We start from the raw sequence: 23,364 nt of genomic DNA, 5'->3' as shown, positions 1-23,364 counted from the left end.
TTCAGTTGATTTTATATTTATGCATGTTATACTAATTTCAACAGCAACGATATAAGGAGCGAAGGCTATGAAATTACTCGAAGAAGTACAGTTAAAGTTAGTGTCTAGTTTAAAGGGAAAAGATTTACTAACTTTGCTAGACTATACAAGTCAAGAGGTCCAGGATCTTATTGAATTAGCAACACAGCTTAAGATGATTACAAAAGAGGGGAAATGTCCAAGATTACTAGAAGGTAAAACGCTTGGCATGATTTTTGAGAAACATTCAACTCGTACACGTATTTCATTTGAAGTTGGTATGAATCAATTAGGTGGGAAAAGCATGTTTATGCATGCGCGTGATTTGCAAATTGGTCGTGGTGAATCAATTTACGATACAGCGCATGTATTATCTGGCTATTTAGATGGCATTATGATTCGCGCAAACTCTCACAAAATGGTCAAAGAGCTTGCAGAGCATGCAGCAATCCCTGTCATCAATGGATTAACGGATATTTATCATCCCTGCCAGGCATTAGCTGATTTAGAGACGATTGCAGAAAATAAAGGCATGTTAAAAGGACTTAAAATTGCCTATGTAGGTGATGGCAACAATGTAGCACACTCACTCGTAGTAGCTTCAGCACACGTTGGCATGAATGTAGCTGTTGCGACACCTGTAGGGTATGAATGTGATGGGGAAGTCATCGCTAAAGCACAGGCCATTGCGGCAGCAAATGGCAGTACGATTATGATCACGAATGATCCTGTTGAAGCAGTATTAAATGCAGATGTCGTCTATGCTGATGTTTGGACATCTATGGGTCAAGAGGAAGAAACAGCAAAACGTTTACAAGATTTTGCTGGCTATCAAATTAATGATGAGCTAGTAGCCTATGCAAAACCAAATTATATGTTCTTACATTGCTTACCAGCACATCGTGAGGAAGAGGTTGCGACTTCAGTTATTGACGGACCTAATTCTTACATCTTTGAGCAAGCCGAAAATAGATTGCATGCTCAAAAAGCTGTATTAGCATCGATTTTAGCTTAAATTGAGACATATGCTTTCTCGAGTTGAGAAGTACGATAGATAGAGTTTACATGGACAACAGAGGGTGTTCATGTGAATAACATAAAAGTGGTAGGCAGACAGAGGGATGTTCACCACGTGCGATGTTTGTTGTCAAGATGGATGGCTACATCGCTACATAGTAAAGTAACCTGGGAGACGCTGGGTTACTTTTTTTCTTTGTCAAAAATATAAAACAAAGTTTTCTTATAAGTTATAGAGAATATAAGGGATTATTTATATAATAGGTTAAATAAGTAATGAAGGAGTGAACTCCTCGTGAATATAGACCATATCGAGGCATTTTTATATGTTGTCCATTACAAAAGTATCCATAAAGCAGCCAATGCATTATTTCTTTCACAGCCGACTGTAACTGCACGTATTAAGTCATTAGAACGAGAGCTAGGTGTTGAGTTATTTTACCGAGATGGAAGAAGTGTGAGCGTATCAGAGAAAGGGAAAGATTTTTTACCATTTGCCACGCAAATTGTGCAAACATTTCAGCAAGGAAAGAAGCAATTAGAAGAAACGCAGGAGACCGATGAGGTATGTATTGGTGCAAACGGTGTAACAGCCCAGTATTTTTTAGCCTATGCATTGCCTAAATGGAAAGAGCAATTTCCTTATTTGCGTTTTCAATTATTTACAGGTTCCACAACAAACATTTTAGAAAAGCTACAAAGCCACCAAATTCATCTAGGCTTTATTCAATATGTACATGGGGATGACATTGAGAACGAGCTTTTATTAAACAATACAGTGAAACTTGTCAAACACCGTGATCACCCATTACAACTAAATGAACTTATTCAAGCAAAAGAATTAGCTCAACAGAAAATGGTGTTTTTTGAATGTGGCGCGTTTGATTGGAATTATGTGCATAAAATGTTCGAGGTAGAGGGAGTAGCAGCCAATATTGAGGTACGAACAGATCATTTAGAAGTTGCCAAAGAGTTTATTCGGACAAAAGACTATCTAAGCTTTTTACCCCATCTATGCATTAAAAAGGAACTGGAAAGCGGTGAATTTGTGGAGATAGACGTTAAGCATTTGCTGGATATGAATCAACATATATTTTTAACCTATAAAGAGAAAGAGACGTTGCCATCTGCCTTTTGGCAGACAATTTGTGAAACAGCTAAGCATTTTGAAAGCATAGGAGACACGTATTGATAAAAAATTTTATCACCACATAAAATTTTTTCTATTACTGTACCTATTGCATATAGTCTAAAGGAACGGTAATATCATTCTCAATCCAACAAAACATACTTAACCACTATGTTTAGTAAAATAAAGATTGAGGAGGAATTGACATGGCTAGACAGGATAAAATTCGATTTGGAGCAATTATTCATGGGGTAGGAGGAAATATTTCTGGTTGGCGTCATCCAAAGGTGGCGAGCAATCAAAGTGTAAGCTTACCTTTCTATATTCAGCAGGCTCAGAAAGCAGAGCAGGGAAAATTTGATGTAGCATTTATTGCGGATGGTTTATTTATTAACGAAAAATCCATCCCTCATTTTTTAAATCGATTTGAACCTATTACAATCTTATCGGCTTTAGCAGTAGCGACGAAAAACATTGGGTTAGTTGGAACAGTCTCAACTTCCTATAGCGAACCATTTACAGTAGCACGCCAATTCGCTTCATTAGATCATATTAGTGCTGGGCGTGCTGGATGGAATGTTGTAACGACACCATTAGAAAGTACTGCTTTGAACTATAACAAAACAATCGACCAACATCCTAGCCATGCAGAACGCTATCTCATTGCGGAAGAATACTTAGAGGTTGTCCAAGGCTTATGGGACTCGTGGGATGATGATGCGTTTATTGCAGATGTCAACAAAGATCAATTTTTTGATCCAGAAAAATTACACACATTACATCATAAAGGGCGATATTTTTCAGTCCAAGGACCACTCAATATTGGTCGAACAAAGCAAGGCCAGCCCGTTATTTTCCAGGCTGGGTCGTCTGATGCGGGCATTCGATTAGCTGCAAAAGATGCAGATGCCATTTTCACACATGGGGCATCTATTGAAGAGGCACAGAAATTTTACTCGAGAGTAAAAAAAGAGGTGGCAACATTTGGACGAAATCCCGAAGAAGTAAAGATTTTTCCAGGTATATCACCAATTATTGGCGATACGGTGGAGGAAGCAGAGGCGAAATATCAAGAAATTGTTGAGTTAGTTTCCATAGACCGTGCTCTTGCTTATCTTGGACGTTACTTTGACCATCATGATTTTACCCAATACGATGTGGATGCACCGTTTCCTGATCTAGGGGATATTGGAGCCAATAGCTTTAGAAGCACAACCGATTATATTAAACGTTATGCTAAGCAGGAGGGTCTGACATTACGTCAAGTCGCTTTACGCGAGGCGACACCAAAAACAGCCTTTTTTGGGACAGCTGAGCAAGTAGCAGATCTTGTACAAGAATGGTTTGAAAAGGAAGCAGCAGATGGTTTTATTATTGGCGTGACAGTACCTGGTGCTCTTGAAGATTTTGTTGATAAAGTAGTGCCAATTTTACAAGCAAGAGGGCTATATCGTAAAGATTATGAGGCAGATACTTTGCGTGGGAATTTAGGTTTACCATTCAAGGAAAGTCGCTATGTTAAACAGTCTGTCTAAAAACCTAGTAAATTTATTTGAATAAAAGAAATTAGGAGGGGTTGTATGAGTTATACATTAGGCATATTAGATCAAAGCCCTATTATTGAAGGAGCAAGCAATGAACAAACATTACAAAAAACGGTGGCTTTAGCACAACGAGCTGAGCAGTTAGGCTATACACGTTTTTGGGTATCGGAGCATCATCATACAGAGTCATTAGCAGGTTCTTCTCCAGAAGTATTGGTTTCTTATTTACTTGCCAAAACCAAATCCATTCAAATTGGATCAGGTGGGGTTATGCTACAGCATTATAGCCCCTATAAAGTAGCGGAAAATTTCCATGTTCTAGCATCATTGGAGCCAGGACGTGTAGACTTAGGAATCGGTAAAGCCCCTGGTGGCTTGCCACTTTCCACGAAGGCTCTACAATATGGCACACTCAATCAAGGGGAAGATTTTGAAGAGAGACTAATATTTTTACAGCAATTAATTGAGCAATCCATACCAAAAGAGCACGAATTATATGGCATACAAGCAACGCCGATTCCAAAGGCAAAGCCGACATTATTTTTACTTGGCGCTAGCCCTGAAAGTGCTGCTCTTGCAGGAAAACTCGGCATTGCATTTGTCTTTGCTCGATTTATTAATAGTGATAATGATGTTTTGGCGCAAGCGGCTACAATCTATCGCAGTCATCATCCAAACGGTACTTTTGCAATTTCCATTGCTGCACTTGCTGCTCCAAGTAAAGAGGAAGCGAAAAAGCTAATAGGAGATCAAAAAATTACAAAGGTGCATTTAGCAAGTGGCAGAAGCCTGACGCTACAATCAGTAGAGCTAGCAGAGAAATTTGGTCAGGAATCTGGAGAGGAATACACGGTGGAGCAGTATGAGGCTGATATTTTATACGGTACAGCAGAAGACATTAGAGCCAATTTAGATGACTACCATGTACGATTCCAAATTGATGAATTTATTTTGCATACGCCCATCTTGAAGGAATTTGAACGTCAACGTTCGTTTGAGCTTTTAAGTCCTGTCCATTTGCAGTTACAGCAAAAGGTGAAGGTAATCTAAGGGAGGTCATGATATGACAAAAAGTTTAGATATAATCATTTGGTCGAAGCAAGGTTGTAGTTATTGCGAGGAAATAAAAGCATATCTACAAGAACGACATATTTCCTACAAAACAGTTGATGTCACGTCTAATGATAATTTTAGAGACATCCTTGATATAAAGTATGGTGTTCGACATGTACCCGTTGTAGAAATTGGTTCAAGTGAAACAGGTATCTATAGAGCCGTAACAGCAATTGGTTTAGAGCATCTACAGAAGGCACTTGCTGTGAATCTACCCTCATATGCATGACAGAAGGAGAGAGGAATCTTATGAAAAAAATATCATTTTATTTGCTACTTGTGCTAGCAGCGCTATTAACTGCGTGTGCAAACTCAGAAAAAACAGTTGGTGACGCAAGTGCTCAAAAAACAGCACAGAGTGGCAAGGATGTTCAAAAAATTATAGTTGGTACGGGAACTCAGTTTCCAAACATCTGTTTTTTAGATGACAAGGGAAATTTAACTGGTTATGATGTAGAGCTTGTTAGTGCAATTGATGAGAAGCTACCAGAATATGAGTTTGAATTTAAAACAATGGAATTCTCCAATTTATTACTAAGTTTAGAAACAAGAAAAATAGATTTTATTGCCCATCAAATGGAAGTTAATAGTGAGCGTGAAGAGAAGTTTTTATTTAATAAAGAGCCGTATAATGTTTTCCCATTAAAGGTGACAGTCAACGAGAAAAATAATGCAATTCAATCCATTGAGGATTTAAAAGGGAAAAATGTGAGTGTTTCACCAACAAGTAATTCTGCTGTTTTTATTGAAAAGTATAATAAAGAGCATAATTTAGGAGCAAATATCGTTTATTCTTCTGGCTCTGTCGATGTTAATAATCAACTTGCAACGGGACGAATTGATGCCATTATTACCACACCGTTTGCTGTTCGATACTATAACGAAAGCAATGAGGCGCAGCAAAAGGTTGTAGGTGATGCATTATTAAATTCAAAGGTCTACTTTTTACTCAATAAAGATGAAGTGAAGTTACAGGAGCGCTTAGATGAAGCGATCGTTGAATTAAAGAATGAGGGGGTAGTGAGTGAGCTTAGTAAAAAGTGGTTGGGTGATGATTATACAGTAGACTTCTAATGAACAGGAAAGGAAGATGGCAGTATGGAAAATAACTTTGATGTCGTGCTAATTGCGAGAGTACTTCCAACATTGCTTCAGTATTTACCCATAACTTTCGAGATTCTAGTATTCTCCATACTTTTTGGTATGATGCTTGGGATTGTGCTAGCCATACCAAAGCTACTTCACATACCGATATTGAAGCAAATTATTACAATCTATATATCCTTTATTCGTGGTACACCCATTTTAGTGCAGTTGTTCTTAGTATTTTACGGTATACCCGCATTGTTAAAGCTCATTCATATTGATGTGACACGAATGGATGCAATGTATTTTGTTATTATTACGTACACATTCAGCAATGCGGCAGCCTTTGCCGAAATATTTCGTGCAGCAATTTTAACCGTTGATCGGGGTCAAATGGAGGCGGCCTATTCAGTAGGCTTAAGTGGATCACAGGCTTTTATGCGAATTGTTTTTCCACAGGCAATACGTGTTGCTTTTCCAAATATAGCAAATACAATGATTAGTTCATTAAAAGATACATCGTTAGCATTCTCCATCGGTGTAATGGATATGGTGGGGAGGGGAGAAACCTTGATTGCTTCTACGACACGAGCGTTTGAAATCTATGTAGCTTTGTCAATTGTTTACTATGTCATCGTGATAATCCTTGAAAAAGTATTTAAATTTAATGAACGCTATTTTAATCGCTATATGCCAAAGGAGCTTGCTTCACAATAGGGGGAATATGCTATGACCATTGATATCGCTTTTATAGTAGAAGCATTACGAGAAATTAGTAAAGTAATACCGTTAACCTTATTCATGACTATTACACCTGTTTTATTAGGAATCGTTATTGGCATAATTGTAGCTTTCGTGCGCATTCAACAGATAAAAATAGTCTCATCTGTACTTAATTTTTATGTTTCATTTTTCAGAGGAACACCTATCATTATGCATATCATGCTCGTTTATTTTGGCTTGCCAATGCTAGTTGATAGTGTAGCTAATTTGCTTCATTTAAAGATACAATCAAATTCTATTCCTATTTTATTTTTTGTCATACTAGCCTTAACACTTAGTGCAGGGGCTTATGTCTCAGAAATTATTCGTTCAGGGATATTAGCTGTACCTAAAGGACAATTAGAAGCAGCATATGCGATTGGATTAACATTTCCTCAAGCGATGCGACGTTATATTTTACCACAAGCATTTGGGCAATCTATTCCCAACTTGACGAATGTTTTTATTGGTTTTTTACATGCTACATCATTAGCATTTTTCTTATCCATTAAAGAATTGACCGGTGTGGCAAATATTATTGCTTCCATGAACTTAAAGTTTTTAGAGTCATTTATTGCTGTTGGTCTTATTTATTGGGGAATTTCAATCATAGTAGAATGGGTTTCACACCGTATTGAAAAAAGAGTAACAGCCTATAGTAAAGGCGGTTTTTCATCATAGAAAGGGGAAATTAGAGTGACAGTAGCGAACATTGTGATTGAACATTTACAAGAGGAAGATTATGCAAGCTATCTTGAAGTTTTAGTTGAGAGCTATGCGCAATATGAAAAGGACTATGAAGACCCAGAGCGCTGGCAATCATATTTAAGTGATATCCGTGCTTCGGTTGGTAATCCGAATGCAGAAACAATTCTAATTGCAAAACGCGGAGATGACATATTAGGTGGATTACAACTATTTACAGATGCAGGGAAAGCGTATGGCTTGCCAGAGCTAAATATTCAATCGACGATTGTGCGCTTATTAGGTGTGCATCCAAAAGGAAGAGGACAAGGGGTTGCTAAGAAATTATTAAATGAAAGTTTTGCCTTTGCTAGAAAGAGACAGGATCAGGCACTTTATTTACACTCAGGTGATATGATGCAGGCTGCCATAAATCTTTACTTATCATTAGGTTTTGTGCGAGATGAGTCGAAGGAATTTTACAAGGGAGATATATTAGTCAAGAGCTTCCGTTATGATTTATAATGATAAACCCGCTGATGCTCTAGTCAATCAGCGGGTTTTAATGTTAATTATAGTGTGAAAATCTTTCCTGGATTCATAATGTTAAGTGGATCAAGCGCTGCTTTTATGCTTTTCATGATGACTAAAGAGGTACCATGCTCAGTGGCTTGGTATTTCATTTTGCCAATGCCAACACCATGCTCGCCCGTACATGTGCCACCTCGAAGTAATGCATATTGCACGATTTGTTCATTGAAGCGATCCGCTTTTGCCTGTTCCTCGGCGTCATTTGGATTTAACATTAAAAGTGCATGGAAATTTCCATCGCCCACGTGGCCCACAAGCCCACCTGCGAGTCCAACATGATCAAGCTGTTCTCGTGCATATAAAATGGTTTCAGCAAGCACAGAGATTGGTACACAGACATCCGTTGACATGAGCTTCTTACCAGGATAAGCATGAATATATGCATAGGCTAAAGAATGTCGTGCTTCCCAAAGCTTATTACGAGCAGCATTATCTTGCTCGAATTCGACGGATAGACAGCTGTAGTCCTCAAAAATTTCTGTAGCAAATGCGATGTCCGCATGCATACCCGCTTCGTTTCCGTGGAATTCTAAAAACAATGTTGGTTTTTCGCTAAAGGATGTATCGTTATAGACATTGGCCTGCTTCATAGAGGATTCATCGACCAATTCCACTCGACCAATTGAAATACCAGCCTGTAATAAGGCGGTAACAGCACTAACAGCATCTCCAACTGTGTCAAAAACAGCTTGCCCCGCTGTCACAAATTCAGGTATACCATACACTTTTAACGTTAACTCCGTAAAGCAGCCAAGTGTTCCTTCAGAGCCGACAAATAGACCATTTAAATGATAACCAGAAGAGGATTTCGCGGCTAAATTACCTGTATGGATGACAGAGCCATCTGCAAGGACAACCTCTAAATCACGAACCTGATCACGCATAACACCGTAACGCACAGCAGTCGTACCACTAGCATTCGTCGCAGCCATGCCACCTAGTGTTGCATCTGCACCTGGATCCACTGTGAATTGTAGACCGTGTTTTTTTAACTCCTTATTCAGTTGAGAGCGCGTGACGCCAGGCTGAACTTTTACAAGAAGGTCGTCAGGTCGAACTTCTAAAATCTTATTCATTTCAGAGAAATCAATAGAAATACCATGTGCAATAGGAATCGCGTTTCCTTCTAAGCTGGAGCCAACACCGAATGGTACAACTGGTACACGTTGTGCATGTGCAATTTTTAAGATGGCACTGACATCAGCTGTGGAACGGGGAAAGACAACGATATCAGGTAATCTCATCATATGATGAGATTCATCCTTTCCATGTAGCTGTCGTACCGTTTCGTTTGTTGACACTTGTTCTTCTAATAAAACCTGTTTGAGTTGATTGACAAGTAATTCTACTGCAACAGTCATTCCAATCCCTCCAAATTTTCTGATAAGTAAAACTTTATCACGCATTTATTGGAAATGGAATGCACAGTTCATTAAAAATCAGTTAGCAAATACTTTTTCTAGTTTTTGAACAAATTCATCTTGTTCTGATGGACTGGATTGCTTCCACCATTTTTCAAAAAACACCCCAAGCCCTGGTAGTAAATGCTCTTCTCCACGATTAATAGCATCTTCCACAATGTCTTTGAATTCTGCGGCAGATTGACCATGTACATTCGCTGTAATTGCATCTCTTATTTGAAAATTCATCTATATCGCCTCCTTAGTAGTAATTTGTCCAACTATCGTTTAAATATGTATGAAATACCAAAGAAAATAGATAATTTTTGCAATAACTTTGGAGGAATTATGACTAAATATGCCAGGCATTTTATTCTTTCTGCGCGCTGAAATGTTGAAAATGGGCATTAGCTCTCAAACAACATGACAGTCTAAGATTGTGTTACCTAGGAATATTAAACTGTGCACAGTTGACAGGAAGAGTGGTATGTCCATTCGCAACAATCGCAAACTTTCATTAACACAATCGTTTGAAGAAATTTTAGAGGCTGTGCAACCAATGATTACAGCCATTTTTACGCAGCTTCATATTTACAAGGATTTTGATTACTATCGTCATATTGCTTCTACTGCGGTATGGAGGGCATGGCTAAAAGCAGATCCAGCAAAGGGACAATTTTCTGCTTATCTTTATTCTTCGATAAAAGGTGAGATTCTAAATGAATTATCTAAGGAAAAAAACTATTCAGAGCGAATAACGGTTGTTGATGGTGAAACACTCAATTTTATTCTTAGTGACTTGGAGGGATGGGACAATCAAAAAAATCCTAGCTTACTTGAAATTAAGTTGTCTCAGCTTAAGCAGATAGAAAGAGAAATATTACTACTTTATTATGTAGAAGGTTACAGTGATCAAGAAATAGCTAATGCATTAGGCTTATCCGCTGTTGCTATTAAAAAAAGAAGAGGTAGAATCATCCAGAGATTGAAACATCAACTTTCCAGGGTGGAATAAAGAACTAAAAATATCAAAAGTATGCTAATATTGAAATAAAATGAATATTAGCATACTTCACATAGGTGCATACAAATTCCGATAAAAGTGTTATGATTTGTAAGAAGTCAAAGAAATATACAATTCAAATTTAAATAATCGATATAGATAGATAAAATTTCCTAGTGAATGTTTATATAGTAGTATGGAGGGTTTGGAGTGGAGAGATGGTTTAATCAGATAGAGAAAAAAGAAATTTGGTACATGGTATTACCCTTATTACTTGTCATACCATTACTGAGCTTTAGCAATCAAATATATGGTGTTTTCCAAGGTAACATGTATCAAGATATAAAATTGGTGATACAAATATTAATCATTGTTTTTACAATGGCAATTGCGATCCAATCCTATTTAGTATTTTCACACTTATTATCCAATCAAACTTTATACATAGGAAACATGTTTTTCATTATTGCCTTATTAGAATTAGTTAGCTTGTTTTTTAGCCAATCTAGAGAATGGAACTTTATGAACGAGCCCCTACATATATTAATACGTTTATACTTAGCCATTGGATTTATACTTATTATTTTAAACCCTAAAAAGCGATTAACCATGAATCATCGGATACTGACATATGGTTGTTCGATGCTTTTCGTTCTAGGAAGCGTTTTTCTGGCTTATTATTCGCCCAAAGTATTGCCTAAAAATTGGTTAGATACGATTGATAATATGGTACACTTAATTGCTATTATTCTTCAAATTTTAACCATTGCTATTGTTAGTACATATGTAAAAAAATTACCAAAACGTTCCATGTGGCTAATTAGCGCAGCTATTTCCCTTATTGTGAGTGATGTCTTCTTTATTGTTAGTCAAGATCAAAATGCGATATGGGATTTCTCAGCACTGATCTATCAGTTTTTAGCATTCTATTTTTTCCTAAAGGCGATTTATTATACATCTGTGGAAAAACCCTTTCAGCAGCTGTTGAAAATAAAAAAGGATCTTGAACAATCTCAACAGGAGCTTCGATTTCAAGCTTATCATGATGATATTACATTGTTGCCAAATGAACATTTTTTACTTAAGACGTTAAAAGAAAATTTACATGAACATAAAGCGCAAAAGGCTATCATTGCCATAGAAATTGATCGCTTTGCGGCGATTCGTTCGTCCATTGGGATTAGTAACTCTAATAAAATGATGAAGCTTGTTGCAGAGCGAATTCAATCGATTGTACCTCCACATTATTTTGCAACTAAACTGCGTGAAGGACAATTTGTTATTTATATTGACCATGTAAAGACGATTGAGGAACTACTACAATTTTGCTTAAATCTTAAAAGTGCCATGACAGATCCTTTACAGGTCCAATTATTTTCATTGAATGGCAGTCTAAATATTGGGATTGCTCTCTATGAGGAGCAATGGACTGGTGAAGAGCTATTAATGCATGCACAGTTAGCGATGCGAGAAGCTAGACAAATACCTCAAAGATTTCTTTTTTATAAACCATACATGTCTAAAGGTATTGCAGATCGAATATTGTTAGAGCAAGACTTACATAATGCGTTAGCCAATAATGAATTTTATTTAGACTATCAACCACAGGTCAACTTAAAAACAGGCACCATTGAATCGGTCGAAGCTTTGGTTCGTTGGCGTCATCCAACTCGGGGATTTGTTCCACCTGATATCTTTATTCCTATTGCTGAAGAATGTGGCCTTATTATCCCGCTAGGTAAATGGATTTTAGAAAACGCATGCACTCAAGCGAAAATATGGGAGAAACAAGGCTTACCTCCGATGAAAGTGGCAGTGAATTTATCACTTGGCCAGTTATTTCAACAGGATTTAGTAGAAATGGTACAAGATATTTTACATCGTACCAATTTAGATCCGTCATTTTTACAATTAGAAATTACAGAAAGTATGACGATGAATATTGATCAAATGACACAGCTATTACATGAGTTAAAGGCATTAGGCATCCAAATTGCTGTAGATGATTTTGGAACAGGTTATTCCTCTCTATCTTATTTAAAGGAATTCCCAATTGATTGTTTAAAAATTGACCGAACATTTGTGAGAAACGTGCCACATAATCCGAATGATGAAGCACTTGTTTCCATGATTATTTCGATGGCTAAACATTTACGTTTGAAGGTTGTGGCAGAGGGCATTGAAGAAGTGGAGCAATTATCTTTTCTAATAGATGGTGGCTGTGATTATATTCAGGGCTATCTATTCAGTAAGCCAATATCCCCACAGCAAATTACGGAAACCTATAAAGATTTACATCATCGTGTGGAGGAAGTATTAACACAACTTCAATATATTGAAGATTATAGTATTTAAAAAAAGAACCTGCTTATTGCTATTGAGTAAGCAGGTTCTTGCTGTTTAGTGAACGAGATATTCTTCTTTTAATTCGGATATAGCTACTTCAGATCGCTCTTCTAAAGAACGGCGTAGGTGAACTGTCGCTGTTTTTTCATCATCGTGGAGCTGATCGATCCAGATGGAAACACCATTATAGCTCACTTCAAATTCTAAAGGTGAGGCGACAATTTCTTGTGCACGTTGAAAATCCAACTGAAGCCCCCCTTATTTTTTCTGCTTATTCTTATTTTGTGTGACTGTGTTAATTAGCTCCATAAACTCTTGAGAAAATTCCTCACTCACCTTGTTTGGTGCAATCTTTTGGTTTTTTGGCGTTTGAGGTAATGAGCCTTTATTATTGCTTTGACCTTGTTTATTGTCTCTTCCCATGTGAGTTGCTCCTTTCCTGTTGATATAAATTAATATGGCTTTGAAATGAACTTTTTATCCCGTCAGCACAGATCGCACTTCACAAGGAAAAATTCGCATAGCTCTTTGTTTATTGCGAACAATAATGAGTATTAAGATTTTTTAACAGAAAAATTATCGTTTAATAAAACCCAATTTTGAGGAAACGGGAATCCTAATGCCCAATAACTAATGCCACGTAAGTTGTAATGTTTAGTCATGTCAAATTTGGCTTGTGCACTTCTCGCATCTTCAAACCATACCTCGTGTTGCCTTCCTTGCTCATCAACATATCGATAAAAAGGAGATTGGGCCGTTGGATCATATTGGATTGTTGCCCCGTACTTGATGGCCCTATTGAGCGCTTCCTGCGGGCTAAACGTTTCGGCTTCTTGGCCTTTGACATGAGGCAAGAGCCAATCACGCGCATACAACTCAAAACCCAATAAGATTTTATCAGCTGGTATTTCAGTTAAAGCATACTCCACGACTCTTCGCATTTCATTAATTGGGGAAATAGCTTGTGGAGGGCCAAGACGATAGCCCCATTCATATGTCATTAATACAACAAAATCTGCTATTCTCCCATGTGCTTCGTAATCATGCGCTTCATATAATGTCCCAGTTTGTGAAGCACTTGTTTTAGGTGCGAGCGCTGTTGAAACTAAATAGCCTTTTGGATGAAGGGTATCCACAGCCAATTGAATAAAGGCATTGAAATTTTCGCGATCAGCAGGTAAAACATTTTCAAAATCAATATTTAATACTTGATAACCTTTATCTTGCATCACCTGTAATACATTATTCATGACCTTTTTACTTAACTCTGGACTGGACAAGACGACATGTGCTAAATTAGAGCCTTCTTCTGTAGAAGTAAAATTAGTGAGCGTTAACATTGGGATAATTTGTTTAGCCTTTGCTGCCGCTATCATATTTTCATCATTAATGGGCTGTAATGTCCCATCTTCCTTCATCTTATAAGCAAAAGGACTAAAATAAGTTAGTAGATGACCAATAGCATTAATGGAGTCTACAGCTTCATCTGAAGGTTGGTAGGAATAAGCATTGACTTCAATCGTTGGTAATTTTCTTGGAATCATCAATTGTGAACCAACATAAAGCATATTGGGATTGTTTAGTTTATTTTCTATAGCAATGGCTTGAACGGTCGTACCATAGCGCTGTGCTATTTGCCATAAAGTTTCTCCTGGCTGCACGATATGAACAATGGGTGGAATAATTAATTTCGTTCCTGGTGTTAATTGATCGGGATTCGTTAGATGATTTTCTAATATGATAGATTGCAAGGGAACGCTAAATTTCTGTGCGATTGACCATAACGTATCTCCTTTTTGAACGGTATAAATTGTATAAGGAGAAGGGATAACCAGTGATTGTCCGATGGCTAATTGATCAGGAGTAGCTAATGCATTTAATTGGCTAATAGATTGAACGGGTACAGCATAACGATTAGCGATTTGCCACAGTGTTTCGCCAGCACTTACCACATGGATAAGCATAGAACACCTCCAACACGTTGTTGTTATTAGTGCATCATATGTTTCAAGTGTGAAAAAGAGTATTTTAGTGTGATTCTAGAAAAAAGCTGAAATTTCAAATTCTTTCTCAATGAGTTGCATAGGATAAGTATCATTGTGAGAAAGGGGCTTGATGTTGAAAAAGGCGAAGCTCACAGGAAGAATCGTCACGCCTGAAGATTCGGATTATGAACAAGCGAGAACGAATAATAATTTAAATAATCCCAAATATCCGAGTGTCATTGTGTTTTGTCAAAAAACGAAAGATGTGGTTAATGCCTTAAAATGGGCTAGAGAAAACAATGAGCCTTTCAGAATTCGAAGCGGTCGTCATAGCTATGAAAATTTTTCTTTAGTAAATAAAGGGCTTGTCATTGATGTAAGTGATATGAATGATATTTCGGTAAATCTATCAGAAATGACGGCTAGAATTGATGCTGGAGCTAATATGGGAAACGTATACCGTACATTATGGGAGCATGGTGTTACCATTCCTGCTGGTACAGAAAGTAGTGTTGGGGTGGTCGGTTTGACCCTTGGTGGTGGGATTGGGATGCTATCACGACCATTTGGATTAACTTGTGACAATCTTATTGAAATCGAAACGGTGGTAGCTAGTGAACATGAGGGTGCTCAGGTAATCAGAGCGAATAAGCAACAACATCATGATTTGTTTTGGGCAAGTCGTGGTGGAGGAGGAGGCAATTTTGGTATAGTCACTTCTTTGACATTCAAGCTTCATGCGATTAATGAGGTATCACTGTTCTCTATTACATGGGGATGGGATGACTTTGAAGTGGCCTTTGATGCATGGCAAAAATGGGCTCCCTATACAGATAAGCGTCTAACCTCACAGATTGAGCTAAAAACAAAGGAAGTAGGTGAGATAGTCGCACAAGGTGAGTTTATAGGAACAGCAGCTGAATTAAAGAAATTGCTTCGCCCTCTTAGAAAAACAGGCTTGCCAACAAGTATTTGGATAAAGGAAGTGCCATATAGCAAGGCAATAGAATTTTTTGATTTACCAAGCGGTAATCAGCCTGCCTATCGAAAAAGATCAGGGTCATTTTTGGAGAGACCGTTTCCATATAAGGCGATTCAGAGGATGAAAGAATTTTTAGCCCATGCACCTAATTCAAATACAACAATATGGCAACAGTCTTTAAGAGGAGCAGTAGGTGAAATTGCTCCCCAGCATACAGCCTATTACTATCGCAATGCGATAATAGCTCAAGAATATAATACTTCCTGGAAAAAACCGAAAGAGGAAGAACAAAATATTAAGTGGGTAGAAAATTTACGTCAAGCTTTATCACCTTATACGTCTGGTGATTATGTGAATTTTCCAGATCGATATATTAAGGACTGGCATACAGCCTATTACGGACGTAATTTTAGAAGGCTTCGTGAAGTGAAAACAAAATATGATCCGTATAATGTATTTCAATTTCAGCAGAGTATCCCACCTATTAGGAAGTGGTTGTAGCTGGAGAATGGAGCAGGTGAAGCGGCACTCCTGCTCCTTTTTGATTTTCACGTTTTAGCTTGATAAATACTGTTTAAGGGGTCACAATAAAACTATTACATATATTTCTAAAAGGATTGATTGGAATGGAAAATATTGTTGTTCGTAATAATGTAACAATACTCGGACAAGGGGACCAACCGCTTATTTTTGCACATGGATTTGGCTGTGATCAAAATATGTGGCGTTTCATTACGCCTGCATTTATGGACAAATATAAGATTATATTATTCGATTATGTAGGCTCAGGTAACTCAGATATAAATGCCTATTCATCAGAGAAATATCAATCGTTACAGGGCTATGTACAAGATTTATTGGACATTATTGAAACGCTATCATTACAAAATAGTATTTTTGTAGGGCATTCCATTAGTGCCATGATAGGACTGCTCGCATCTATCCAGCACCCTGACTATTTTAAGAAATTGATTATGATTGGTCCTTCTCCCTGTTATTTAAATGATGATGGTTATCGAGGGGGATTTGAGCGAAGTGATATAGCAGAGTTACTAGACATGATGGAAATGAACTTTACAGGTTGGGCTAGCTATATGGCACCTATTGCAATGAGTAATCCTGAACAGCCAGCATTAACACAGGAATTGAAGCAAACCTTTATAGCAGCAGACCCTATCATTGCAAAGGAATTTGCTGAGGTCACATTTTTATCTGATCATCGAAGTGAATTACCAAAGGTCTCTGTTCCTTCGTTAATTATCCAATGCTCGGAAGATAGTATTGTGCCAAGTAGTGTTGGAGATTATTTGCATCAGCATCTCAAAAATAGCACGTTACAATTAATGGAAGCAAAAGGTCATTATCCACATATTAGTCACCCAAATGAAACGATACAATGTATTGCAGATTTTTTGTAGGGAAAAATGAAAGGATTTTCAACAATGGAAAAACGACTCAACAATGCAACATTTGGATTTCTTTCCATCACACATGAAGGGCTTATTTCAGAAATCAATCGAACCCTGCTAGATTGGATCGGCTATGAGCAAGAGGAATTATTACATATGCATCTAGAAATTCTTCTATCTACGCCCAATAAGATGATTTTTCACTCTTATTTTTATCCTATGATTAATCTAGAGGGGCAAGTAGAGGAATTATTCATTCATCTCAAACAGAAGGACGGAATGTCGGTTCCGTTTTTAATGAATGCCAAATTGTACAAAGAGGATTTGGTAGAGCGCATTGATTGTATTTTAGTAAAGATGAAAAAGCGCATAGATTATGAACAAGAATTACGATCAGCCAAAAAACTACTTGAGGCTGCCTATCAAGAAAAGGATCGTGCATTAGCTAATTTGGAGCAAATTCATGTAGAAATAGAACATCAGCAGGCGAAATTATTGGAAATGAATGCTGCTTTAGTAGAATTATCAATGACTGATAAACTGACCGGCTTGAAAAACAGGAGATTTTTCCAGGAACAACTCGAAAAACATTTTAATCATTTTCATGAGACAGCAGAAACTTTTTCGTTATGCATTTTAGATATCGATCATTTCAAAAAGGTCAATGATACATATGGTCATCAAGTTGGAGACGATGTCCTCGTACAATTGGCACAACTATTACAAATACAAGTACGTCTAGAAGATATCGTCGCTCGTTATGGTGGGGAGGAGTTTATTATCATCCTACCTGAGACCGAGATACCTGCGGCAAAAGAAATCGGCGAAAAAATTAGACACACCGTGGAGCAGGATGGTTGGCCAACAGGCAGTCTTACGATCAGTATGGGAATTGCCACAGTAACTTCAGAAGATACAGAGACGACATTGATAAAAAAAGCAGATAAAGCATTGTATGGATCGAAAGAGCACGGACGAAACAAAGTCACTCATTTTCATGAGATAAAGTGACTAGCCTTTACAATTCCGCCATTAATTTTTGAATAGAAGGAAGATCTGCTGGAGCAAATGGAAGGTCAAGCAATTGGTTGCGGGGAACCCATCTTGCTTCAGCATGTTCTAGAATTTGGGGTGTGCCTTTAATAATTGAAGCTTTGTATGTTTCTAAATGAACGAAAAATTGTTCGTATTCATGGAGTGTTACAGCCACTTGTTTACCTACTTGAATCGTACAGTTAAATTCCTCAAGAATTTCTCGAGAAAGTGCCTGTTTTGGTGTTTCACCCTGCTCTATTTTACCGCCAGGGAATTCCCAATAATTTGCTAATACCATTTGGGGGTTTCTTAAAGCACAGAAAATTTCTTGTTGCTCATTTTCAATTATAGCCCCTACTACATGTATTGTTTTTTTCATTTATATACCTCACTTTGTGTCTTCGTTAGATATGTATGATTATAGCATGTTTAAGTTGTACGCCACTTGCCACCACAGGAAAATAACAGTTTTCTTACTTAGTTATGAAATTTGCTATTTCGTAGGGTATAATAGTGGTCAATATATAGGAAAAAGGCGGTAAGAGGTAGCGATGAAGAGAATTGAATCTACGCAAAATGCATTAGTGAAATATTGGAAAAAGTTAGCGACAACAAGAAAAGAGCGTGAACGTTCGGGTGAATTCCTAGTAGAGGGCTTTCATCTTGTTGAAGAAGCATTAAAAAATAAAAACCAAGTATTACAAATTATAGTGCGTGAAGGTATCGATTTGCCAATGTTATGGCCAATCGATGATATAGCTATTGTAGAGGTATCGACTGCGGTAGCGAAGGAATTTGCGGAGACAGAAACTTCCCAAGGTGTTTTTGCTGTATGTAAACAGCCCGTCTTAGAGGATAATGTGATGACTACTTGGCGAAAAGTGTTATTAATTGATGCTGTCCAAGATCCTGGTAACATTGGAACAATGATTCGTACAGCAGATGCTGCAGGTTTAGATGCTGTAATTTTAGGAAAAGGCTGTGCCGATCTTTATAACCCTAAAACACTACGTGCTGCTCAAGGTTCGCATTTCCATATTCCGGTAGTGCGTGGAGATTTAGCAGAATGGATAGATATATTACAGGATCAAGGTGTACCAGTATTTGGTACTGCATTAGATGAGGAAGCGGTGCCGTATAGTGATATTCAGCATACGGGTGCATTTGCGATTATTATGGGGAATGAAGGAAGTGGCATTCAGCCTCAGTTATTAGCGATGACAGATCAAAATATGATCATTCCTCTTTTTGGACAGGCCGAATCATTAAACGTCGCAGTAGCAACAGGTATTGTTTTATATGGCTTTGCCAAATAATTAATTGCTCATTGTGGGATTGAGGCAGTTGTCTCTTGATTTGCTACAGTCCATTATTGTATAATTTATTCTAAAATGTATGTTTAAATAATAAATGCTTTGACCGGGAAGTAGTAAAGATTGTGAATGGACGACAGGGAGCGTAGGCCAGAGATTGAGAGCCAACGCCGTATCAATGCAGTTTTGAATTCAGCCCGCGAGCAGCTACCGGGACCAGTGTACTGCTGTAAAGGTAAGCCGGCTTTATCAAGTCGTTATGTCAATGAAGTGATTGTAAGGCTTTGCTTTGCAATAACTAGGGTGGTACCGCGAAAATGTCCTCGTCCCTTTTTAGGGGCGAGTTTTTTTATGCCTAAAAAGCAGGCATTTATTTTCTGAGGAGGTTATAACATGGAAGAGCAATTAAAACAATTAGAGCAAGAAGCACTTGCTAAAATTGAAGCAGCTGCAAATTTAAAAGAATTGAATGAAGTACGTGTTGCGTATTTAGGAAAAAAAGGACCTATCACTGATTTACTAAAAGGGATGGGCAAATTATCAGCTGAAGAACGTCCGAAAATGGGTGCTTTAGTGAATAATGTTCGTGAAAATGTAACGGCAGTATTAGAAACAAAGATTACCGTGTTGGAAGAGGCAGCCATTGCTGAAAAATTAGCGAGTGAGTCGATTGATGTCACTTTACCAGGTCGTGAAATTAAAGTGGGGAACCGTCACCCTTTAACACGTGTCATTGAAGAAATTGAAGATTTATTTATTGGAATGGGCTATGAAATTGCTGAAGGTCCAGAAGTGGAGAAGGATTACTATAACTTTGAAGCACTAAATTTACCAAAAGGTCATCCAGCTCGTGATATGCAAGATTCGTTCTATATTTCCGAGGAAATATTATTACGTACCCATACTTCACCAGTACAGGCTCGTACGATGGAAGCCAAAAAAGGTGAATCGATTCGCATAATTTGTCCTGGTAAAGTATTCCGACGTGATAATGATGATGCAACACATTCACATCAGTTTATGCAAATTGAAGGTTTAGTCATTGGCGAAAATATTCGCATGAGTGACCTAAAAGGAACATTAGATACGTTAGCGAAAAAAATGTTTGGTGCAGACCGCGAAATTCGACTACGTCCGAGCTTCTTCCCATTTACTGAGCCATCTGTAGAGATGGATATCTCTTGTTTCAAATGTGGTGGAGCAGGCTGTAACGTATGTAAGGGCACTGGCTGGATTGAGATTCTAGGAGCAGGTATGGTGCATCCAAACGTATTAGAAATGGCTGGCTATGATCCAAAGAAAGTTTCTGGATTTGCATTTGGTATTGGTGCAGAACGTATTGCGATGTTGAAATATGGTGTTGACGATATTCGTCATTTCTATACAAGTGACACTCGCTTCTTATCACAATTCGAGCGAACAGAAGCGTAAGGGGGATAAAACATGTTAGTATCATTAGAATGGTTAAAAGATTATATCAATACGCAGGACTTAGCACCTGAGCTATTAGCAGAAAAAATTACACGCTCTGGGATCGAAGTAGATGCAGTAATTGATCGTGCTAATGCTATGGATAAAGTTGTAGTTGGTTATGTAGTTTCTAAGGAGAAACATCCAGAGGCTGATAAGTTAAATATTTGCCAAGTTGACGTTGGCGAAGCAGAGCCTCAACAAATAATTTGTGGTGCACCGAATGTTGATGCTGGTCAGAAAGTCATTGTTGCTCGTCCAGGTGCACATTTACCAGGTGGCATTAAAATCAAAAAAGCAAAACTTCGCGGTCATGAATCGAACGGAATGATTTGTTCCTTACAAGAGCTTGGAATCGAAGGAAAGCTTGTTCCTAAGGCGTATTCAGAAGGTATCTTCGTCCTACCAGCAGATGCAGAAGTAGGGGCAGATGCACTGGCTATATTGGGCCTACGTGATACAGTGCTGGAGTTAGGACTAACACCAAACCGCTCAGATGCTCTTTCAATGCTAGGTGTAGCGTATGAAGTAGGTGCTATTCTTTCAGAGGAAATTAAATATCCAGAAATTTCCTATCAAACTGCTAGTGAAAAAGCACAGGATTACCTGAAGCTTCATGTAGAAGATTTACAAGCAAATCCTATGTATGTAGCAAAAGTTGTGAAAAACGTAAAAATCGGTGAATCACCAATGTGGCTACAAAATCGTCTAATGGCTGCGGGAGTACGTCCACACAATAATGTCGTAGATGTAACGAACTATGTATTAATGGAATATGGTCAACCTCTACATGCTTTTGACTATGATAGCCTAGCAACGGATGAAATCGTTGTTCGTAAAGCAACAGAAGGTGAAAAAATTACAACATTAGATGACCAAGAACGTACATTAAAAGCTTCAGATTTAGTCATTACAAATGGCAAAGAGCCAGTAGCCATTGCTGGTGTAATGGGTGGTGCTAATTCAGAGGTAACAGATTCAACAACGACTGTAGTCATTGAATCAGCCTATTTTGATGGTTTAACAGTGCGTCAAACGTCTCGTCATCTTGGCCTACGTTCAGATGCATCGGCTCGTTTCGAAAAAGGGGTAGACCCAAATCGTGTCTTACCAGCTGCTGAACGTGCTGCCGCTCTACTTGCTGAATTAGCAGGAGGCGAAGTATTAGAAGGTACATGTTTAGTAGATGAGTTAGATAAAACACCAGCGCGAGTAGTCGTTTCCCCAGATTTTATTAATGAACGTTTAGGTATGAAGATTGCATTAGAAGATATGCTTTCTATTTTAGAGCGTTTAAAATTTGGTGTAGAGGCAGCAAATGGTTTATTAATTATTGATGCACCAACACGTCGCCAAGATATTAAAATTGAAGAGGATATCGTGGAGGAAATTGCTCGTCTTTATGGTTATGATGAAATTCCAATGACATTACCAGAGGGTGCAACACAAGTAGGTAATTTATCACCTTACCAAGCAAATCGACGTGTTGTTCGTCATTACATGGAAGGGGCTGGCCTGTATCAAGCGGTAACTTATTCGTTAACGTCGGATGCATTGTCACAACGTTTTGCTTTGAAAGCAGAGCCGGTAACTCGCTTGCTTATGCCAATGAGTGAGGAGCGTTCTACATTACGTCAAAGCCTTATTCCACATTTAATCGAAGCGGCGGCTTATAATGTTGCACGTCAAGCTGAAGGCGTGGCTTTATATGAAATTGGTTCCGTGTTCCTTGGTCAATCAGATGAGGGGCAACCATATGAGGAAGAGCATGTGGCAGCAGTACTAACTGGCAAATGGCTAGACCATGCTTGGCAAGGTGAGAAAAAAGCTGTAGATTTCTTTGTGCTAAAAGGTATCATCGAAGGTGTCATTGGCAAACTTGGCTTAGCAAATCGCATGACATTTGTGAAATCACAAGTGGATGGCTTACATCCAGGTCGTACGGCTAGCATTTTATTGGATGGCAAGCAAGTCGGCATCATTGGTGGACTTCACCCAGCAGAGCAAAAAGCATGGGGTGTAAAAGACACGTATGTAATGGAAATGAATTTAGTGGCGCTATTAAGTGCAACGGCACAAGAAGCACCACTTGCCTATACACCAGTACCTCGTTTCCCAGCTATGTCTCGCGATATCGCTCTTATAATGGACCGTACAACAACAGCGGGCGAAGTAATGGAAGCTATTGATGCAGCGGGTGTGAAACTATTAAAAGATATCCGCGTATTCGATGTTTACGAAGGGGAGAAAATGGAAGCAGGTAAAAAATCGGTTGCCTTCTCACTCACATACTTTGATCCAGAACGTACTTTAACAGACGAAGAAGTAGTGGCCGCACATAACAAAGTGTTAAAAGCCATTGCTACGATTGCAGGCACAGAAGTACGCTAATATATGAAAAAAGACTGTCTTACGAGGCAGTCTTTTTTTGTTTGAGAATGGTGAAGATGATGATCCAAAAGGTGAAGAAAGAATGA

General features: G+C 38.2%; 23 protein-coding genes and 1 other annotated feature. Of the genes, 17 read left to right on the top strand and 6 right to left on the bottom strand.

What is annotated here, in order from left to right; all coding sequences use genetic code 11:
- Nucleotides 1–67: 67 nt before the first annotated feature.
- From argF to C7B89_RS20320, 9 genes are all read left to right on the top strand, one after another.
- Nucleotides 68–1,033, top strand: a complete 966-nt coding sequence (gene argF, locus C7B89_RS20360; protein WP_048393624.1) for an ornithine carbamoyltransferase — start codon at nt 68–70, stop codon at nt 1,031–1,033.
- Between the two features lie 297 nt (nt 1,034–1,330).
- Entirely contained in the window at nt 1,331–2,227 is an 897-nt protein-coding gene (locus C7B89_RS20355) for a LysR family transcriptional regulator (RefSeq protein WP_048393626.1), read from the top strand.
- 143 nt (nt 2,228–2,370) lie between these two features.
- Nucleotides 2,371–3,699 carry an LLM class flavin-dependent oxidoreductase gene (locus C7B89_RS20350; RefSeq protein ID WP_115674484.1) on the top strand — a complete coding sequence of 443 codons (1,329 nt, stop codon included), beginning with the start codon at nt 2,371–2,373 and terminating at the stop codon, nt 3,697–3,699.
- Between the two features lie 45 nt (nt 3,700–3,744).
- Complete coding sequence (locus C7B89_RS20345) at nt 3,745–4,758, top strand: LLM class flavin-dependent oxidoreductase (protein ID WP_112116317.1); 1,014 nt, start codon at nt 3,745–3,747, stop codon at nt 4,756–4,758.
- A 13-nt stretch (nt 4,759–4,771) separates the two neighbouring features.
- Complete coding sequence (locus tag C7B89_RS20340) at nt 4,772–5,050, top strand: glutaredoxin family protein (RefSeq protein WP_004226351.1); 279 nt, start codon at nt 4,772–4,774, stop codon at nt 5,048–5,050.
- A 20-nt stretch (nt 5,051–5,070) separates the two neighbouring features.
- A complete protein-coding gene (locus tag C7B89_RS20335) occupies nt 5,071–5,895 on the top strand; it encodes a transporter substrate-binding domain-containing protein (protein WP_115674483.1) in 825 nt (274 codons plus the stop codon).
- A gap of 24 nt (nt 5,896–5,919) precedes the next feature.
- The gene (locus C7B89_RS20330; protein ID WP_048393635.1) at nt 5,920–6,624 is read left to right on the top strand and encodes an amino acid ABC transporter permease; all 705 of its coding nucleotides are present in this window, start codon (nt 5,920–5,922) and stop codon (nt 6,622–6,624) included.
- Between the two features lie 12 nt (nt 6,625–6,636).
- Nucleotides 6,637–7,350, top strand: coding sequence for an amino acid ABC transporter permease (locus C7B89_RS20325; protein ID WP_115674482.1), 714 nt, complete (start codon nt 6,637–6,639; stop codon nt 7,348–7,350).
- Nucleotides 7,351–7,365: 15 nt separating this feature from the next.
- Nucleotides 7,366–7,878, top strand: coding sequence for a GNAT family N-acetyltransferase (locus C7B89_RS20320; protein WP_009373866.1), 513 nt, complete (start codon nt 7,366–7,368; stop codon nt 7,876–7,878).
- Between the two features lie 47 nt (nt 7,879–7,925).
- On the opposite strand, the gene C7B89_RS20315 is transcribed toward C7B89_RS20320, so the two are convergent.
- A complete protein-coding gene (locus C7B89_RS20315) occupies nt 7,926–9,305 on the bottom strand; it encodes an FAD-binding oxidoreductase (protein ID WP_115674481.1) in 1,380 nt (459 codons plus the stop codon).
- A gap of 78 nt (nt 9,306–9,383) precedes the next feature.
- A complete protein-coding gene (sspI, locus tag C7B89_RS20310; RefSeq protein ID WP_004226361.1) occupies nt 9,384–9,593 on the bottom strand; it encodes a small acid-soluble spore protein SspI in 210 nt (69 codons plus the stop codon).
- A gap of 238 nt (nt 9,594–9,831) precedes the next feature.
- On the opposite strand from sspI, the gene C7B89_RS20305 reads away from it, so the two are divergent.
- Nucleotides 9,832–10,359, top strand: a complete 528-nt coding sequence (locus C7B89_RS20305; RefSeq protein WP_115674480.1) for an RNA polymerase sigma factor — start codon at nt 9,832–9,834, stop codon at nt 10,357–10,359.
- A 198-nt stretch (nt 10,360–10,557) separates the two neighbouring features.
- Complete coding sequence (locus C7B89_RS20300) at nt 10,558–12,702, top strand: bifunctional diguanylate cyclase/phosphodiesterase (protein WP_244205736.1); 2,145 nt, start codon at nt 10,558–10,560, stop codon at nt 12,700–12,702.
- Between the two features lie 45 nt (nt 12,703–12,747).
- Here C7B89_RS20300 and C7B89_RS20295 read toward each other — a convergent pair whose 3' ends face one another.
- From C7B89_RS20295 to C7B89_RS20285, 3 genes are all read right to left on the bottom strand, one after another.
- Nucleotides 12,748–12,939 carry an H-type small acid-soluble spore protein gene (locus C7B89_RS20295; protein ID WP_004226369.1) on the bottom strand — a complete coding sequence of 64 codons (192 nt, stop codon included), beginning with the start codon at nt 12,937–12,939 and terminating at the stop codon, nt 12,748–12,750.
- 12 nt (nt 12,940–12,951) lie between these two features.
- Entirely contained in the window at nt 12,952–13,116 is a 165-nt protein-coding gene (locus C7B89_RS20290; protein ID WP_004226371.1) for a YfhD family protein, read from the bottom strand.
- 131 nt (nt 13,117–13,247) lie between these two features.
- On the bottom strand, nt 13,248–14,657 hold the full coding sequence (locus tag C7B89_RS20285; protein ID WP_066037533.1) for a glycoside hydrolase family 18 protein: 1,410 nt from the start codon (nt 14,655–14,657) through the stop codon (nt 13,248–13,250).
- A gap of 154 nt (nt 14,658–14,811) precedes the next feature.
- On the opposite strand from C7B89_RS20285, the gene C7B89_RS20280 reads away from it, so the two are divergent.
- From C7B89_RS20280 to C7B89_RS20270, 3 genes are all read left to right on the top strand, one after another.
- Entirely contained in the window at nt 14,812–16,161 is a 1,350-nt protein-coding gene (locus C7B89_RS20280) for an FAD-binding oxidoreductase (protein ID WP_054549973.1), read from the top strand.
- Nucleotides 16,162–16,286: 125 nt separating this feature from the next.
- Complete coding sequence (locus tag C7B89_RS20275) at nt 16,287–17,078, top strand: alpha/beta fold hydrolase (protein WP_048393651.1); 792 nt, start codon at nt 16,287–16,289, stop codon at nt 17,076–17,078.
- 24 nt (nt 17,079–17,102) lie between these two features.
- Nucleotides 17,103–18,080, top strand: coding sequence for a sensor domain-containing diguanylate cyclase (locus tag C7B89_RS20270; RefSeq protein WP_115674479.1), 978 nt, complete (start codon nt 17,103–17,105; stop codon nt 18,078–18,080).
- Between the two features lie 7 nt (nt 18,081–18,087).
- On the opposite strand, the gene C7B89_RS20265 is transcribed toward C7B89_RS20270, so the two are convergent.
- On the bottom strand, nt 18,088–18,483 hold the full coding sequence (locus C7B89_RS20265; RefSeq protein WP_048393654.1) for a (deoxy)nucleoside triphosphate pyrophosphohydrolase: 396 nt from the start codon (nt 18,481–18,483) through the stop codon (nt 18,088–18,090).
- Between the two features lie 172 nt (nt 18,484–18,655).
- Here C7B89_RS20265 and C7B89_RS20260 point away from each other — a divergent pair, with 172 nt between their 5' ends.
- From C7B89_RS20260 to pheT, 3 genes are all read left to right on the top strand, one after another.
- On the top strand, nt 18,656–19,420 hold the full coding sequence (locus C7B89_RS20260) for a TrmH family RNA methyltransferase (RefSeq protein ID WP_048393656.1): 765 nt from the start codon (nt 18,656–18,658) through the stop codon (nt 19,418–19,420).
- 90 nt (nt 19,421–19,510) lie between these two features.
- Nucleotides 19,511–19,751, top strand: a binding site (T-box leader).
- Nucleotides 19,752–19,810: 59 nt separating this feature from the next.
- Nucleotides 19,811–20,848, top strand: coding sequence for a phenylalanine--tRNA ligase subunit alpha (gene pheS, locus C7B89_RS20255; protein ID WP_004226385.1), 1,038 nt, complete (start codon nt 19,811–19,813; stop codon nt 20,846–20,848).
- Between the two features lie 12 nt (nt 20,849–20,860).
- A complete protein-coding gene (pheT, locus tag C7B89_RS20250; RefSeq protein ID WP_115674478.1) occupies nt 20,861–23,278 on the top strand; it encodes a phenylalanine--tRNA ligase subunit beta in 2,418 nt (805 codons plus the stop codon).
- Nucleotides 23,279–23,364 lie beyond the last annotated feature (86 nt).

It is taken from the genome of Lysinibacillus capsici (genome assembly GCF_003367505.1).
Lineage (GTDB): Bacteria > Bacillota > Bacilli > Bacillales_A > Planococcaceae > Lysinibacillus > Lysinibacillus capsici.
This window is presented reverse-complemented; position numbering and strand designations above follow the sequence as displayed.

What these genes read in the sequence shown, in the direction of transcription:
- C7B89_RS20305 (WP_115674480.1), top strand. Translation starts at nt 9,832, where the DNA reads ATGTCCATTCGCAACAATCGCAAACTTTCATTAACACAATCGTTTGAA.
- argF (WP_048393624.1), top strand. Translation starts at nt 68, where the DNA reads ATGAAATTACTCGAAGAAGTACAGTTAAAGTTAGTGTCTAGTTTAAAG.
- C7B89_RS20265 (WP_048393654.1), bottom strand. Translation starts at nt 18,483, where the DNA reads ATGAAAAAAACAATACATGTAGTAGGGGCTATAATTGAAAATGAGCAA.
- C7B89_RS20350 (WP_115674484.1), top strand. Translation starts at nt 2,371, where the DNA reads ATGGCTAGACAGGATAAAATTCGATTTGGAGCAATTATTCATGGGGTA.
- C7B89_RS20260 (WP_048393656.1), top strand. Translation starts at nt 18,656, where the DNA reads ATGAAGAGAATTGAATCTACGCAAAATGCATTAGTGAAATATTGGAAA.
- C7B89_RS20325 (WP_115674482.1), top strand. Translation starts at nt 6,637, where the DNA reads ATGACCATTGATATCGCTTTTATAGTAGAAGCATTACGAGAAATTAGT.
- pheT (WP_115674478.1), top strand. Translation starts at nt 20,861, where the DNA reads ATGTTAGTATCATTAGAATGGTTAAAAGATTATATCAATACGCAGGAC.
- C7B89_RS20340 (WP_004226351.1), top strand. Translation starts at nt 4,772, where the DNA reads ATGACAAAAAGTTTAGATATAATCATTTGGTCGAAGCAAGGTTGTAGT.
- C7B89_RS20345 (WP_112116317.1), top strand. Translation starts at nt 3,745, where the DNA reads ATGAGTTATACATTAGGCATATTAGATCAAAGCCCTATTATTGAAGGA.
- C7B89_RS20330 (WP_048393635.1), top strand. Translation starts at nt 5,920, where the DNA reads ATGGAAAATAACTTTGATGTCGTGCTAATTGCGAGAGTACTTCCAACA.
- C7B89_RS20275 (WP_048393651.1), top strand. Translation starts at nt 16,287, where the DNA reads ATGGAAAATATTGTTGTTCGTAATAATGTAACAATACTCGGACAAGGG.
- pheS (WP_004226385.1), top strand. Translation starts at nt 19,811, where the DNA reads ATGGAAGAGCAATTAAAACAATTAGAGCAAGAAGCACTTGCTAAAATT.
- C7B89_RS20290 (WP_004226371.1), bottom strand. Translation starts at nt 13,116, where the DNA reads ATGGGAAGAGACAATAAACAAGGTCAAAGCAATAATAAAGGCTCATTA.
- sspI (WP_004226361.1), bottom strand. Translation starts at nt 9,593, where the DNA reads ATGAATTTTCAAATAAGAGATGCAATTACAGCGAATGTACATGGTCAA.
- C7B89_RS20335 (WP_115674483.1), top strand. Translation starts at nt 5,071, where the DNA reads ATGAAAAAAATATCATTTTATTTGCTACTTGTGCTAGCAGCGCTATTA.
- C7B89_RS20315 (WP_115674481.1), bottom strand. Translation starts at nt 9,305, where the DNA reads ATGACTGTTGCAGTAGAATTACTTGTCAATCAACTCAAACAGGTTTTA.
- C7B89_RS20285 (WP_066037533.1), bottom strand. Translation starts at nt 14,657, where the DNA reads ATGCTTATCCATGTGGTAAGTGCTGGCGAAACACTGTGGCAAATCGCT.
- C7B89_RS20270 (WP_115674479.1), top strand. Translation starts at nt 17,103, where the DNA reads ATGGAAAAACGACTCAACAATGCAACATTTGGATTTCTTTCCATCACA.